This is a genomic window from Peptoclostridium acidaminophilum DSM 3953 (assembly GCF_000597865.1).
Classification (GTDB): Bacteria; Bacillota; Clostridia; order Peptostreptococcales; family Peptostreptococcaceae; genus Peptoclostridium_A; species Peptoclostridium_A acidaminophilum.
This window is the reverse complement of sequence record NZ_CP007453.1, coordinates 270,619-284,877: the sequence shown is the minus strand read 5'-3', so window position 1 is coordinate 284,877 and position 14,259 is coordinate 270,619. Positions and strand designations below refer to the sequence as shown.

The 14,259-nt window shown below is 42.4% G+C and carries 11 protein-coding genes; 1 reads left to right on the top strand and 10 read right to left on the bottom strand.

From position 1 onward, the window contains the following. Window positions 1-2 precede the first annotated feature (2 nt). The 4 genes from EAL2_RS12315 to EAL2_RS12300 all read right to left on the bottom strand — a co-directional run bounded on the left by EAL2_RS12315 (window position 3) and on the right by EAL2_RS12300 (window position 6,650). Window positions 3-2,621: a LuxR C-terminal-related transcriptional regulator gene (locus tag EAL2_RS12315; protein WP_096325270.1), complete on the bottom strand. Its 2,619-nt coding sequence runs from the start codon at window positions 2,619-2,621 to the stop codon at window positions 3-5. Between the two features lie 35 nt (window positions 2,622-2,656). Further along, window positions 2,657-3,883 (bottom strand): peptidase T, encoded by a 1,227-nt coding sequence (pepT, locus tag EAL2_RS12310; protein WP_025436667.1) that lies wholly within the window; start codon window positions 3,881-3,883, stop codon window positions 2,657-2,659. A gap of 172 nt (window positions 3,884-4,055) precedes the next feature. Further along, a complete protein-coding gene (locus tag EAL2_RS12305) occupies window positions 4,056-5,456 on the bottom strand; it encodes an amidophosphoribosyltransferase (protein WP_025436666.1) in 1,401 nt (466 codons plus the stop codon). 291 nt (window positions 5,457-5,747) lie between these two features. After that, the gene (locus EAL2_RS12300) at window positions 5,748-6,650 is read right to left on the bottom strand and encodes a D-alanine--D-alanine ligase (RefSeq protein WP_025436665.1); all 903 of its coding nucleotides are present in this window, start codon (window positions 6,648-6,650) and stop codon (window positions 5,748-5,750) included. A gap of 268 nt (window positions 6,651-6,918) precedes the next feature. On the opposite strand from EAL2_RS12300, the gene EAL2_RS15235 reads away from it, so the two are divergent. Beyond that, window positions 6,919-7,296, top strand: a complete 378-nt coding sequence (locus EAL2_RS15235) for a cytochrome b5 domain-containing protein (protein WP_025436664.1) — start codon at window positions 6,919-6,921, stop codon at window positions 7,294-7,296. A gap of 399 nt (window positions 7,297-7,695) precedes the next feature. Here the strand turns inward: EAL2_RS15235 and EAL2_RS12290 are convergent, their stop codons facing one another. From EAL2_RS12290 to EAL2_RS12265, 6 genes are all read right to left on the bottom strand, one after another. After that, entirely contained in the window at window positions 7,696-8,880 is a 1,185-nt protein-coding gene (locus tag EAL2_RS12290) for an amidohydrolase (RefSeq protein WP_025436663.1), read from the bottom strand. A 56-nt stretch (window positions 8,881-8,936) separates the two neighbouring features. Next, window positions 8,937-10,214 (bottom strand): MFS transporter, encoded by a 1,278-nt coding sequence (locus EAL2_RS12285; RefSeq protein ID WP_025436662.1) that lies wholly within the window; start codon window positions 10,212-10,214, stop codon window positions 8,937-8,939. Window positions 10,215-10,467: 253 nt separating this feature from the next. Next, window positions 10,468-10,800, bottom strand: a complete 333-nt coding sequence (locus tag EAL2_RS12280; RefSeq protein ID WP_025436661.1) for a hypothetical protein — start codon at window positions 10,798-10,800, stop codon at window positions 10,468-10,470. A 28-nt stretch (window positions 10,801-10,828) separates the two neighbouring features. Next, on the bottom strand, window positions 10,829-11,188 hold the full coding sequence (locus EAL2_RS12275) for a hypothetical protein (RefSeq protein ID WP_025436660.1): 360 nt from the start codon (window positions 11,186-11,188) through the stop codon (window positions 10,829-10,831). Window positions 11,189-11,370: 182 nt separating this feature from the next. Next, the gene (locus EAL2_RS12270) at window positions 11,371-12,618 is read right to left on the bottom strand and encodes a DUF4153 domain-containing protein (protein WP_025436659.1); all 1,248 of its coding nucleotides are present in this window, start codon (window positions 12,616-12,618) and stop codon (window positions 11,371-11,373) included. Window positions 12,619-12,773: 155 nt separating this feature from the next. Next, complete coding sequence (locus EAL2_RS12265; protein WP_025436658.1) at window positions 12,774-14,234, bottom strand: aminoacyl-histidine dipeptidase; 1,461 nt, start codon at window positions 14,232-14,234, stop codon at window positions 12,774-12,776. Between the last annotated feature and the right edge of the window lie 25 nt (window positions 14,235-14,259).

The window sequence follows — 14,259 nt, the reverse complement described above, 5'->3', positions numbered from 1 at the left end:
CTTTAGAGTATTCCAAGCTCTTTTGCCTTGGCTACAGCCTGGACTCTGTTGCGAACCCCCAGTTTGCTGAAAATGTTGAGTATATGGCTCTTGGCAGTGCTTTCTGTGATGAAAAGCTCCTTTGCAATCTCAGAATTCTTTGCACCTTTTTCTATGAGCATCAGCACCTCTTTCTCCCGTTTGCTTACTATTTCGAAATCCTTATCCTTTGAATATTGGGCAGCTATATTGTTGAGATATTCGCTCATTTTATAATAGTCCTTGTTGAACTTCATGCTTCCTATCGTTTTTATAAGCATTCTGCTTGTCTTTATGCTTTTGAACATGAATATTCTTATAAAGCCATTTTCGTATCCTATTGTCAGGGCTTCCCTGAGGTCCTTAGTTGCGTTTTCATACTGGTCTTCCTGTGAGAAGATTTCTGCTCTGTATATGTGAGCCTTTAGCCTCAAATACTGGTTTTCTTTGTTTTCTGATATCAGTATTTTATTGAGAAGCATAAGGGCGTCATCGCTCTTCCCTTTGTCAATCAGTGTCTTCGAAAACATCACAAGCTCTTGCGGGATTTTATAGTCCAATTTCGAAATGTATTTTTCGACAATGTTAGCCTTCCCCGCTTCCATGAATATTTCGATTTTGAACAGGTCAAAATAGCTTTCCAGCTTGTTCAGATAGTATAAGTCCGGTATCCTTTCGTATTCAATCCCTTTGGAAAGCTCCTCTATTTTCGTGCAGACCTTCTCAAGCTCGGCTTTATTGTTTTTGTCCAGCAGAATTCCCGCATAGACGTATAGCCCTGTATACAGAGTGTAGCAATGCTGCATGGGCTTGCCTTCCCTCTCAATCAGTTCAATGCCTGTGCTCACATACTCCTCGGCCTTGCCGATATTATTCCTTTCATAGTAAACAAGCGCCAGGATTATATAGAAAATAGACATAAAGGAGGATTTCCTCAATGCATCATTCATCCTGCTATTTATGCACACGCCACATATGCTTTCACACTCGACAAGCTCCCTCCTGAGGAATTTAGTGAATACTGTAGTCCTGCAAACAACCAAGTACATTATTTCATCTTGGTATGACTGGCTTAGCAGCAAAGCCTTGTCGAAGTATATTTTCTCACCCTCCAGATCATGCATATAAAAATGAGCAACCCCAAGCTTAAGATTAATTGCAATATCATATAGGGCTGTATTTCCTGGAATGGCTTGAGCCTTTTCATAAAGTCCTATGCTTTTTTTGTACTCCGATTTGATGAAATGCCTGTCACCCTCAGCAATTGTCATCAGCCTCTGGCATTCTCCCCTGAAATCCTCATCTTCGTAGGATTCCAAAGTTTTGATGGCAAACTCACGATATTTCGAGTAGCTTATGTCGTCACATATATGAATGAACATATTTGCTATGCACAGCCTTGGTTTTTTTAGGATTATGTCCTGCGGAATGCTTTCCAGCCAGTGGAATACCTGTGATTGCTCACTGCAAAGGACCATTCTTATGCATTCGGACTCTACAAGGTCAATGACTGGCTCCAAATTCCCAACTTCTATATACTGGTTGATGGCTTTATTCAAAACTCCACTTTCTCTGTACCATTTAGCAGCTCTGTTGCTGGCTTCGTATACAGCGTCCAGGTTCATCCCCTTTGATTTGCAAAGGAGGAATTCCTTGAAGAGCGTATTGTATCTGAATATCTTCTCGTCATAATCCTGCTTGTCTACGAAGAGATTAGAATCATATATATGCTCAAGAAGCTCTTGGCTGTCCTTTCTGCCGCTTACTGCACTGCAAAGCCCGGGAACAAGCTCGTCCAGAATACATGTTTTGAGCAGAAAATCCTTAATTTCTTCAGGCTGCTCATTGAATATTTCCTCGCTGAAATAATCCTCAACGTAGCCGCTGCAACCATTGAATTTCTCCTCGAGCTCGGCCAAGTCCTTCTTCTCCTTCAGAGACAGCATTGCCATTTGGATTCCTGCCGCCCAACCCTCTGTGCGGTCATTAATTAGCTTCACGTTTTTTTCAGATATCTTAAGCTTTGTGTTGCTCCTGAGAAATTCACCTGCATCACGGTAATCGAATGCCATATCTTTTCTGTCTATCTCGGTTACTTCCCCGCTGAGCCTTAGCCTTGCAAGGCTCAGATTGACTTTTGTCCTGCTTGTTATTATTATGTGTATATTGCTGCCCATATCGTCAATCAGGTGTTTTATGTCCCTTAATATTTCTGCATTTTTTATGAAGTGAAAATCGTCCATAACAAGCAGGAGTTCACTGTCTGACTCTGAAATCGCATTTAGAAAAGCTTCAACAGATGATTCGTTTCCCGGCTGCGGTTCGTCTCTCATGATTTTTCCCGCTGCATATTCAAAGCAGCTCCAGAATAACTCCGGGTTGTCATCCCTCTCGTCAAGCGATATCCAGGCTGTCTTGCCCTCCAGGTTTCTCGATTCCAGCCATGATACTATAGCCGTGGTTTTCCCGCTCCCTGCCGGTGCCCATAATATTGTGAGCTTCGTACCTAAGGCATTGTCCAGCTTGCTTAGCAGTGATTCCCTTTCAACCATTTTGCTCTTGGTCCTAGGAATCATGAATTTGTTTTTATTTAAATTTGCCATAATTTTTATTCACTCCCGGGAAACTCTGAGATATTTTACATTTCCGCAAACAATTCAACTATCTTCAGTATTACTTCAACGGATTTTTCCATTGCATAAGTTGATATGAACTCATACTTGCTGTGGAAATTGTGGCCGCCTGCAGAAAGGTCCGGAGTGGGGAGTCCCATGTGTGAAAGCCTCGCGCCTTCCGTTCCTCCCCTTAGCGGTTCTACATTAGGAAATATATTTACTTCCTTCATGGCTTCGCTGGCTATGTCGACTACATATTTTACTGCTTCTATCTTCGCCTTCATATTCCTGTACTGCTCTGTCATTTCCAGCACGGCCGTGCCCTCGCCATATTTTTTATTGATAGATGAAACCGTGTCCTCAACAAATGACTTCCTGTTTTCGAAACCCCTGTCATCGAAATCTCTTATAAAATAGTGGAGCCTCGTTTCCTCCACCTTTCCGCTAAAGGAGGCAAGGTGATAGAAGCCCTCGTAACCGTCTGTGTGTTCAGGAGTTTCATCATTCGGAAAGTGATTGATAATTTCCCTGGCAACGCCCATTGAATTCAGCATTCTCCCCTTAGCCTCACCGGTGAAAACAGCTTTGCCGTATATGTTTATTTTGGCACTTGCGGCATTGAAATTCTCGTATATCAGCTGCCCTATTCCCTCACCGTCGAGAGTATATGCCAGGTTTGCGCCGAAATTTTCAACGTCGAAATATTCGCCGACCTTCCCGATCTCTTCATCTGTTGTGAATGCCACTCTTATTCTGCCGTGTTTGATATGCGGATTCTGAAGGAGAATTTCCATAGCTGTCATTATCTCGGCTATTCCCGCCTTGTCGTCCGCTCCAAGAAGCGTGTTGCCGTCCGTTGTGATTAAAGTCTTGCCAACGTAATTTTTAAGCTCAGGAAACTCTTTGGGCGAGAGAATTATGTGCTTTTCTTCATTTAGTATAATGTCTTCTCCGTTGTAGTTTTCCACGAACCTTGGATTTACGTTTGCTCCCGATACCTCGGGACTTGTATCAAGATGTGCTATGAATCCTATGACAGGAACGTCCTTCTCGACGTTAGAAGGGAGCGTAGCCATTATATAGCCATTTTCATCCAGAGAAACATCCTCCATCCCCATATCTGACAATTCTTTTGCCAGCGCCCTCGCAAATACCATTTGTCCGGGGGTGGTTGGTATTGTATTGGAATCTTCGTCTGATCTTGTATCGTAGGCAATATATTCAATGAATCTTTCCACTACTTTCGACATTGTTTCTCATCCTTTGTCTAATGTATTCAACTAATAATCATACTGTGATTCTTAATGTCATACTAAAGTACGATTATATCTGCCGTATTATTTTATTTTATCATAAAAAAAAGGTGCAAGGCAATTAAACTATTAGTTTTTGCCCTGCACCTTCTAGCAATTTATTTTGTAGTTATTCTTCTCCGTTCCAGCAGTATGTGCACAGCTTTTCCTTGCCGATACCTATCGCATCCCTCATATCATGGATGTTCTGATATTTAAGCGTGGAGAAATTGAGGCGCTTTTTGATGCACTCAATCATGGCGTCATACTTTTCAGAAGCCGGATCGCAGTACTCCTTGAGTGACTCTGGTTCCTTGCCTTCAAGCTCAATGATGGCCTGTCTTGCCACAAGGTCCATTTCCGAACGTGAAGTCGAGAAATTAAGGTATGGGCAACCAAACACAAGCGGAGGGCAAGCCGAACGTATGTGAACAGTACTTGCATTGCAGTTATACAGCAGGTCCACAGTTTCTCTCAACTGAGTACCGCGGACAATCGAGTCATCGCAAAACAAGAGTCGCTTGCCTGAAACCAGCTCAGGAATCGGCATCAGCTTCATTCTTGCAACAAGATTTCTTATGTCCTGATCCTGCGGCATAAAACTCCTCGACCAGGTTGGTGTGTATTTTATGAAGGGACGACCAAAAGGTATTTTCGATTGGTTCGAATAACCTATGGCATGCCCAACACCCGAGTCTGGAACCCCAGCAACCATGTCGATTTCTACATCGTCATTTTTGGCCATTGACGCACCATTTCTGTAACGCATGAGTTCCACGCTAACTCCCTCATATGTTGAGGATGGATAGCCATAATACACCCACAGGAAAGAACAAATTTTCAGTTTATCCTTAGGTGGCGCAATTTTTTCAACACCGTCGGGACTCAGAAGAACTATCTCTCCTGGTCCAAGCTCGGAATCATAGATATATCCCAGATTTGCAAAGGTACACGATTCAAAAGATACGCAGTATGTGTCCTCTTTCTTGCCTATTATAAGTGGAGTTCTTCCGAATTTATCCCTCGAGGCATAGATCCCCTTCGGAGTCAGAACCAGAATAGAACAGGAGCCTTCAATCAGTTCCTGTGCTTTCAGCAGGCCTTCCTTGAACGAATTTTCCTGGTCAATGATTGCGGCAACAAGCTCAGTTGGGTTTATAACCCCTTTGCTTGTCTCCATAAGATGTATTATCTTATGTTCAAACGCCTTGGCAACTATCTCATCCATGTTGTTGATTTTGCCGACTGTACATATTGAATATTGACCAAGATGTGATCGCACAGTCAGAGGCTGAGCCTCAGAATCGCTTATACAGCCAATGCCCATATTGCCTTTGAATTCCAAAAGCTCAGCTTCAAATTTTGCCCTGAACTGAATATTTTCGATGTTGTGGATTGCCCTATTAAAGCTGCTTCCAGACCAGATAGCCATTCCGCCCTTTCTTGTTCCAAGGTGCGAATGGTAATCAGTTCCAAAATATACGTCTAATACGCAATCCTTTTTTGAAGCAACACCAAATAATCCTCCCATAGAATACACTCCTCTTCAATTCGAAATATTTTCAACAATATCCGTCCATCACTTCTACTTTTATATAATACCACAAATAATTAATCACATCCACGAAATTAATATATGTATTTAGCTTAACTTTATTTGATTTATAATTAAAATCATTCCGAATCAATAATGTGAACATGTTCCTCAAATTTACCGATTGTCATTCGTGTTTTTGTCGGTTTTTCCCATAAAACGACAAAAACCCTTTAAAAAAGGGTTTTTGAATATAGCTATATTAATCTCTTTACCAATTCGATTTGTTTACTTTCTCTTTACCTGCAATGATGCTTGAGTTATAATTTCCAGCATTTCCTTGTAGCTAATTCCTGCTCCCTGCACTCCTTTGGGAAATATGCTGTTTTTAGTATGTCCCGGCAGTGTGTTAAGCTCAAGCACATAAGGCACGCCCTCACTTATTATCATGTCAACCCTGCCCATAACCTTGCATTTGCAAACCTTCCAGCATAGGTTGGCCATATCGAGAATTTGATTGTGCAGCTCAACAGGGAAACGTACTACCGTTTCTTGAGTTCCGCTGTCCTTATACTTGGCCTCATAGTCGAAGAATTCCGCATTATGCTTAATCAATACAACTGATACGACCTTGTCCTCGAGTATAACGCAGCTTATCTCATCTCCCTTTATAAATTTTTCTATGATAACTTCGTTATCATACTGGAATGCCAATGCGACCGCATCGTCCAGGAGCTCTTTTTTCTTGACAAGGTTGGTTGCAACACTTGAACCACCGCAATTCGGTTTGACAACCACAGGATAGCCCATGCTGTCAACATAGTCATAATCTATATCTTCCATCGAAGCCACCGAAAGCCATGGCGCTGTGTTTATGCCTGCGCTCTTTAATACTCTCTTTGTTATGTCCTTGTCCATGCAGAGTGCGCTTGACATAGGGCCTGAGCCTGTATAAGGTATGTTGTAGCTCTCGAGAACACTCTGAACCATGCCGTCCTCTCCAAACCTTCCATGGAGAACAATGTATGCAAAATCCAGCCCTTTGCATTTGGCCAAATCTTCCATACCATCTATCCTAATCTTCACTACGTCATATTTTTCCTTGTCAAAGGCAGCAAAAACTTCTTCGCCTGAATTCAGCGAAACTTCTCTTTCCGCAGAAATACCGCCGTATACTATACCAATCTTCATAAACATCACTTCCCGTCTGCTTTTATCTGAATTATTTTAAACGCAAATTCAATATCTCGAGCCAATTGACACTTCTTACGCAATTGAGTTATTGCTGTAGGTTTTATCTATACCCAAAATACGGTAAAGAAACGCGCCCAATTTTTTGGATTTACTTTTGTGGTTGTTGTAGTGTTTTTAATTGCAAAACGGGTAATAAAACTATAATTAACGTGCAACCTGAATTTATGCCGAAAAACAATCAATTCATCTTGAAAGGAGGCTGTTTATGAAAACGAGAGTATTGTCGCTTGCTTTTTCAATTGTTTTTGCGCTTGCAGTGCTTGGGGGATGTTCAAATCAAGAGCAAACTCAGGAGCCACAAAACCAGGCGCAGGAGAACGGTCAGGAGCAGGGCGCTAATGAGGCCGGCGAGTCTTTGGAAATCACTTTGGATGAACTGGCAAAGTACAACGGCAAAGATGGAAATCCTGCATATGTAGCAGTTGACGGGATTGTTTACGAGGTTACAGAGCATCCCAACTGGAATGAGGGCATGCACGGGAAAGTCTCGGCAGGCCAGGACATATCTCAGATGCTGAAGGATGCCCCTCATGGATATTCAAAGCTTGAAGGCCTGAAGGCAGTGGGTAAGATAGTTGAATAGCTATGAAGTGCTGAAACTCTTGGGATGGATTAACATAATTCTTGCAAGTACTCAGGTGAGTATGTATATAGTGAGGAGGATAAACAAGCATCTTTTTAAAAATAAAAGCGAGACTCTGAAGAGAAGCGCAAAGCTCCTAAAAAAAATCCACCCTTATATGGGTGGCATGCTGGCTGTAACTGCAACAATTCACGGCTACATGCTGCTTGGAGGCTTCAGGCTGCACTCTGGATATTTCGCGTGGCTGATAATACTTGCAGTCGTTTTTTTCGGCTGGGCCGGCCCAAGGTACAAGATGAAAAACTGGCTTAAGATACACAGAGCTCTGGTTTTGGTTCTTGTCGGAGCAGTTTTATTCCATGTTCTTAAAATGAAATCTCTGCTTTTTCAGTATCCATATTATTTTTCAGCAAGGAAATCAAGAGCGAACTGCACATGCAGAGCTGTTCCAAACTTGAGCATATCCTCGTCAATCTTATACTTCTCATGATGCGGGAAGTATACGGAATCCTTCTCCTTGTTGTAATAGCCCAGGAAAGCATATGCTCCTTTTGCATGCTGGAAGTAGTAAGGCATGTCCTCTGAACCCATAAATCTTGGCAGAGTCTTTCTTTTGCCTTCTCCAAAAATTTTGATTGCAGAGTTCTGAGCTATGGATGTTATTTCTTCGTCATTGTAAAGGCTAAGAGCACTCTCTTCTATAACTACATCTACTTTTATTTCATAGGCGTCAGCTATTGCCTTTGCATGTCTCTTTATAGCTTCATGAACTGTTTCTCTAACTTTCTGATCGAAATATCTCATTGAAATATCAACTTCCGAATATTTAGAAATGATGTTCGCCTTTGTTCCTCCGGCAATCCTTCCTACTGAAAGTACAATAGGCTGCTGAGGATCTACATTCTTTGTGGCGATTCCCTGTAAATCTGTTACAAACAAGCAAGCAGGGTGTACCGTATCCTTTGCAAGGTTTGGTGCTGAGCCGTGGCCCGAAACGCCTTCAAACTTGACGTATATAGTGTCGCACCCAGCCATTCTATATCCAGGAGTCATATCATATTCGCCAGTTTCCAATATTTCATTTCCAAAGAAAGGCATTCCATGCATTCCGAAAACCGCGTCAACTCCATCCATTCCACCGGCTTCTACTATTTTCTTCGCACCAGAGAATGTCTCTTCCCCTTCCTGGAAGAAGAATCTAACTTCGCCTGCTATATCAGCCTTCATATCTGAAAGTACCTTGGCGGCTCCAAGAAGCATTGCCGCATGGGCGTCATGACCGCAACCATGGAATACGCCTGGATTCTTAGATGCATACTCAACTCCAGACTGTTCCTGCATCGGCAGAGCATCTGTGTCTCCTCTTAGGGCTACTGTTTTACCGCTTTTTTCACCTTTCAGTGTAGCTATCACAGAGGCGTTTCCCGCTTTTTCATAGGGTATTCCAAGCTTGTCGAGCTCCTCCATGATCCTCCCTTGCGTTCTTATCTCCTGTCCACTGAGCTCAGGATGCTCATGCAGGTCTCTTCTGAAATCTATGATATACCCTTCAATTGCCTTCGCCTTATCTAGTATGCTTGACATAATACAAGCCTCCTCATTTTGGTTCATTTTATTTGCTTTCATATATATTTCAGTATCTATTTGCTTTCGTAGACATTCTTTGCATTGGTTTCTGTAGCGAAAAACGAAGCTACAAGACTTATCGCAACTACTACTATTAAAACGAAATACGCCTTTTGGTATCCTATCAGAGGATTCGCCAGGTTGGCGTCCAGTATTTTTCCCATATAAACAGGTATGGTTGCCGCTCCCGCAAAGCCCACGCAGTTTACAACACCAGTTGCAATTCCAGCAAGCCTTCTGTCGTTTACCTCGTTTGCTATTGTCCATGTCATAGTGAAATTCGTCATAACGAATCCGTGCATGAACAGGAACGCAGGAAGCATGCCAACTGGCAATTTGAAGTATATGAACACTATCCATGCCGCTAGAGTTATTGCGCTTAGAAGAACAAGCACAATCTTTCTCTTCATTATTTTGTCAGATACATAGCCTATTGCCATTGCGCCTACAGCCGAGCCAATAACAGCCGAAATTATGAGGTTTGCCGCCTGGACCTTTTCGAGTCCGTAGCCTGTCATAAGGTAAGGAACCCCGAATTGTCCAAGCAGGACAATATAGCCTACATACATTCCTATGTTTACTACCGATACAGTCCATGTCCTTGGATTTGAAAGTACGGACTTTAATGCCTCTCCAACCTTTAAATCAACCTTGACTGCAGGTCTGCCTTCGAGCTCATCCATGCCCGGAAGCCCAATGTCAGTCGGATCATCCTTTACAAATATCATTGTCAGTACAGCGAAAAACACCATTGCGGCTCCAAGGTATACGAATGTGCTTCTCCATCCAAATGCGCTAGCTGCATATACTAGCGGCGTCTGAGCAAGGAGCGCTCCCGCGTTTGCCGCCAAGCCTACGAAACCAATCATAAGCGCAAAGTTTTTCGAATAGAACCAGCGCGACTGGATTTTAATAAGGCATATGAAAACAACCGATACTCCTATTCCAACAAGGAACCTTCCAATATAGGCAACTGTAAGATTCGGAGCCAATCCGAATACTACAGAACCTACTGCCGCAAGTATCGAAAACCAGGTTACTGTTTTTTTAGGCCCTATTTTGTCTGCAAGTATACCCGATGGTATCTGCATTAAAAAATATGCGTAGAAGTACATCGACCCTATGTTTGCAAACTGAGCGGCCCCTATTTTAAAAGTTTCTTCAAGATCACTCTTTACAACCCCCGTAGCCATACGGTGGAAAGTTACGAAGATGTACATAAGCGCCAGTATGGTCCATACCACCCATCTGTAGCTTTCAACCTTCCTTATGTCTTCCTGTTTGATTTCCATATAATTCTCCCCTCCTGCAATATTGTGCAATCGTTATCCTTGTATTTATGATAACATCTCTCACAATCGCATCTCAACGCAAATACTTTTCTTGTTTTTTTGAAAAAATGTGCACCTGAAAACATTTTCTTCTCAAAGTGTAAACCGTGAAAATGTTTTCATGCAATCTCATTCGAATTTTTCAAAAAACAACAAAAAACCTTGAAAACCAAGGTTTTTGTTGTTTTTTCTCTATTGCTTTTATAAACAGAGCTTATTCTTTTACGTATTTGAAGGCGATATATTCAATTATAATCCCGTATATAATTCCCGCAGCAAACCCCACAGAATCATAAAAGCCTGTAGCACTATAAAATGCAAATGAAACAAGCAATCCAAAGAGTGCTCCCCTTATGATCGCCTTTTGAAGATTTTTGACTTGTTCTGCCAGTCCTACCACAACTCCCATAAGCAGCCTGTTATACCAAAACGAAAACAAATATACTGCATCCTTTTCAAAGCCCGATCTTATCGAAGCACCAATAATGCAAAACAAGCCTAGAACTGCTCCTGCGGCAATACATATTTTCATTCTGCCTGTCAGCATGATATCGTCCTCCCGAAAGCCAAACCGCCTAAATTTTCCAGATATATTCCTTTTTCATGACAATCCTCATAAGCAAATCAGCCATGCAATCTCTGCCTTCATAATATGAATATTTCTCATCATCCTCTGGGCTCATGTCTTCTAATGTATAATCGTACTTTGCATCCAGCTCATCCAATACCTCTTCACTTGCTTGCATTTCGACCCTTAGCCAAATTTTTAAATATTTACGGTTTACAACAGCCATTGATTTCAGGATCTCCTCAAATTCTGATCTAAGCGCCTCGTGCCCCTTGTCATGATTGATCCAGTATGCTTCGTTCATGGTTTCTTTATGGTCTATCAGCCTCGACCTTCTGCACTGTTCCAGCAAAAATTTTTTAGTCATATCCATTACCCCCTCTAATTTTTTATTACTGCATGTCTCCAATATCAATCGCCCTTGCTTTATTTCATATTAATACCCATTGCTGAGACTCATTCACTTAATAGCTTCTTCAATTCAAGCCTTAGTATCCCCAACTTGAACTGGAATATCATTAAATTTTAACGCTTTGACTCCTCTTTATTCTAGTTGAATATCAAAGGAAAAGTAAATGTAACAAGGGCCGCCCAAAGCCCATAGACCGGCAAATATTTGGTAATGGAATCCTGGACGCTCGAGGGTCCCGTTTTATTGCTCAAAAAGCCCACGTACGAAACCATAATCCAAAGCAGATTGGCCCAGATAAGTATATTCACTCCTAAAACAGCTATTCTATTGGGCGTTATGCCATAGGAAGAAAGCCTGAACACTATGGCTGATAAAGCCACGCTGTCAATTACAAGAGCGAGTACAATCAGAGCAAAATTAATATAATCAGAAATATTCTTCTTTTCATCAGCGCCGCTACCGGTGATTGAGAATATGGTTACGGCCAGTGCGCTAAGGAGTATTCCGTTAAATGATATGAGGAAATTGCGGTCCAGAAACGGATTTTTCCCTGCCACGACGACAGTTGCAAGGTAGGCTATCAGCGTAAGCAGCACAAGTGGACTGAAAATTTTGGCTATATACGGCGCAATGTTTTGGGCAAACTTCAGGTTTTTTGACACCAGGTATGTGGCAACAACAGAGAGAGCGGCGGCGCCAAATAAAACGACATTTTTAAAATAAAATTCGGATATGTCCATGCCGACAAAGCTAAACAGCTGCATTGTCAATCCCGTTAGCAGCATACCACTGATTGCCATGCTGGCGTAGACTATGCAAAATTCCCCATTGAATTTAAGATATGCTAATCTTGCGCTGCCTATGCCATATTCATCTCCTGTAAAGGCAAGACCTAGCAATATCCACATGAAAACGGGAAGGTGCAGATAAGCCATTATAATGCTGTCGGTTAGCTCCAGCGGCAGCAGATTAATATAAAAAACAGGTATCAGGAATAATGCTGCAAGCATGGACATAACATTTTTCTTTGGAGTATTATTGTATACAAAATAGGCGGCAATAAAAGGGACTACCCCAAAAACAAGGTTGATAGGGGCTATCGCCTCCATTTCCACAAAGTGGAGAATTATCCTGGTGCTTATACCGGCCAGAATCGCCAGAATGCCCATAAGCAGGAAATCCTTCTTGAGCAATGAAGCTTTTTCTGTATTTGGCGTCTCTTTGAAATTCAACCTTTCATGCCAAACGGCAAGCACCTGTGAATCAGGGTTCTGTTCCAAGGCGTATGAGAATGACCTAATGAAAGCCTCGGGGTCATCTCTGTACATCTTCTCCAGTTCATGCGGGCTATCAATGTTTTCAATAATCAAATTGTCTATGTCCATTTTTCCCCCTCCTTAATGACTTTCACATAGAATCCAGCTTTCCTATTTTTTATACCCATACTGCATAAATAATCTCTACCTCGTGCAGATGACCTTTCCACAAAAAAAATATTCCCCCAGAAAAAATTCTGAGGGAATATCCGCTCTTTATATATCTATTTTATTTCCTTAAGTACTGCCGCCAAGTAGTTCCATGTCCTCTCGGTTGACGAAATGCTCAGATGTTCTTTGGGCGTGTGCACGTCATAAATATTCGGCCCGAATGATATAAGATCAATATCGCCATTGAATTTATCGCTGAAGAGACCGCACTCGAGACCTGCGTGTATAGCCGTTATTTCAGGCATCTCTCCGTACATTTCACTATAAACCTTCTGGAATATAGCCCTTATATTTGAGTCTGGATTATACTGCCACTCAGGATAGTCCGACTCGAATTCCACTGACGCTCCCGCCATCTCGGCAAGTACAATAGTCTCCTCGCATATGGCCTCCTTCAGAGACTTAACAGAGCTTCTGATTGCAGAATCAAACTCCATATTTTCCTCGCCAGTAGTCACAACGCCTATGTTTGTGGAGCTCTGAACAAGTCCCGGGATAGCCATGCTCATGCTCTTGACTCCGTTAGGTATCATGATAAGCACCTGGAGCGCTCTCTTGGCGGTGTCATCGGAGAAAACCCGCTCTGCCTTCTCGCCCAGGAATTCAACAGAAATGCTTACGTCAGGATCGATTCCCAAAAGCTCGTTTTTGAATATCTCGTTCCACTCCGACGACTTTTCAAGAACAGCAGCCTTGTCCTCTTCCCTGAAAAGTATTACTGCATCAGCCTCGCGAGGAATGGCGTTGTTTTTTGAGCCGCCGGCTATTGAGCTTATTTTGAAATCAACAGCGGAGCTTAAATCCATAAGAAAACGTCCCATAAGCTTGTTGGAGTTTCCTCTTTCCTTGTCGATTTCCATGCCGGAGTGGCCCCCTAGAAGACCTCTTATCCTGACAGCGCAGTTTACAAGACTCTTATCAGCAGTCTCCCAGGCTATTGGAAGCTTTATTCTTCCTCTCACGCCCCCAGAGCAGCTAACCAACAGCTTTCCTTCTTCCTCTGAATCTATGTTTATGAGGGTTCTTCCCTTTAGATTGTTAGGATCAAGCCTTTGGGCTCCGCCCATTCCCGTTTCTTCCTCCGTAGTAACAAGAAGCTCTATCGGCGGATGTGGCATGTCTTTTGATGCAAGCACCGCAAGGCCAAAAGCGACAGCTATGCCGTTGTCTGCCCCAAGAGTTGTTCCGTTGGCTCTTAGTATGTCGCCTTCTACTATGAACTCTATCGGATCCTTTTCGAAATCATGAATGGTGTCTACGTTCTTTTCGCATACCATGTCCATGTGTCCCTGGAGTATTGTTACAGGGGCATTTTCATAGCCCTTAGTGCCGGGCTTTTTGATGATTACATTCAGCGCTTCATCCTGAATGACCTGGAGATTATGCGCTTTTGCAAAGCTAACCAGCCAGTCGCTGATTGCCTTCTCATTGCCGGAGCCTCTTGGGGTCTCGTTCATCTCTTTGAAATATTTGAATGCCTCAAATGAATTTAAATCTTTTAATTTATCCAACATAACCATCATCCTTTCCTCTAAAAAA

What these genes read in the sequence shown, in the direction of transcription:
- EAL2_RS12315 (WP_096325270.1), bottom strand. Translation starts at nt 2,621, where the DNA reads ATGGCAAATTTAAATAAAAACAAATTCATGATTCCTAGGACCAAGAGC.
- pepT (WP_025436667.1), bottom strand. Translation starts at nt 3,883, where the DNA reads ATGTCGAAAGTAGTGGAAAGATTCATTGAATATATTGCCTACGATACA.
- EAL2_RS12305 (WP_025436666.1), bottom strand. Translation starts at nt 5,456, where the DNA reads ATGGGAGGATTATTTGGTGTTGCTTCAAAAAAGGATTGCGTATTAGAC.
- EAL2_RS12300 (WP_025436665.1), bottom strand. Translation starts at nt 6,650, where the DNA reads ATGAAGATTGGTATAGTATACGGCGGTATTTCTGCGGAAAGAGAAGTT.
- EAL2_RS15235 (WP_025436664.1), top strand. Translation starts at nt 6,919, where the DNA reads ATGAAAACGAGAGTATTGTCGCTTGCTTTTTCAATTGTTTTTGCGCTT.
- EAL2_RS12290 (WP_025436663.1), bottom strand. Translation starts at nt 8,880, where the DNA reads ATGTCAAGCATACTAGATAAGGCGAAGGCAATTGAAGGGTATATCATA.
- EAL2_RS12285 (WP_025436662.1), bottom strand. Translation starts at nt 10,214, where the DNA reads ATGGAAATCAAACAGGAAGACATAAGGAAGGTTGAAAGCTACAGATGG.
- EAL2_RS12280 (WP_025436661.1), bottom strand. Translation starts at nt 10,800, where the DNA reads ATGCTGACAGGCAGAATGAAAATATGTATTGCCGCAGGAGCAGTTCTA.
- EAL2_RS12275 (WP_025436660.1), bottom strand. Translation starts at nt 11,188, where the DNA reads ATGACTAAAAAATTTTTGCTGGAACAGTGCAGAAGGTCGAGGCTGATA.
- EAL2_RS12270 (WP_025436659.1), bottom strand. Translation starts at nt 12,618, where the DNA reads ATGGACATAGACAATTTGATTATTGAAAACATTGATAGCCCGCATGAA.
- EAL2_RS12265 (WP_025436658.1), bottom strand. Translation starts at nt 14,234, where the DNA reads ATGTTGGATAAATTAAAAGATTTAAATTCATTTGAGGCATTCAAATAT.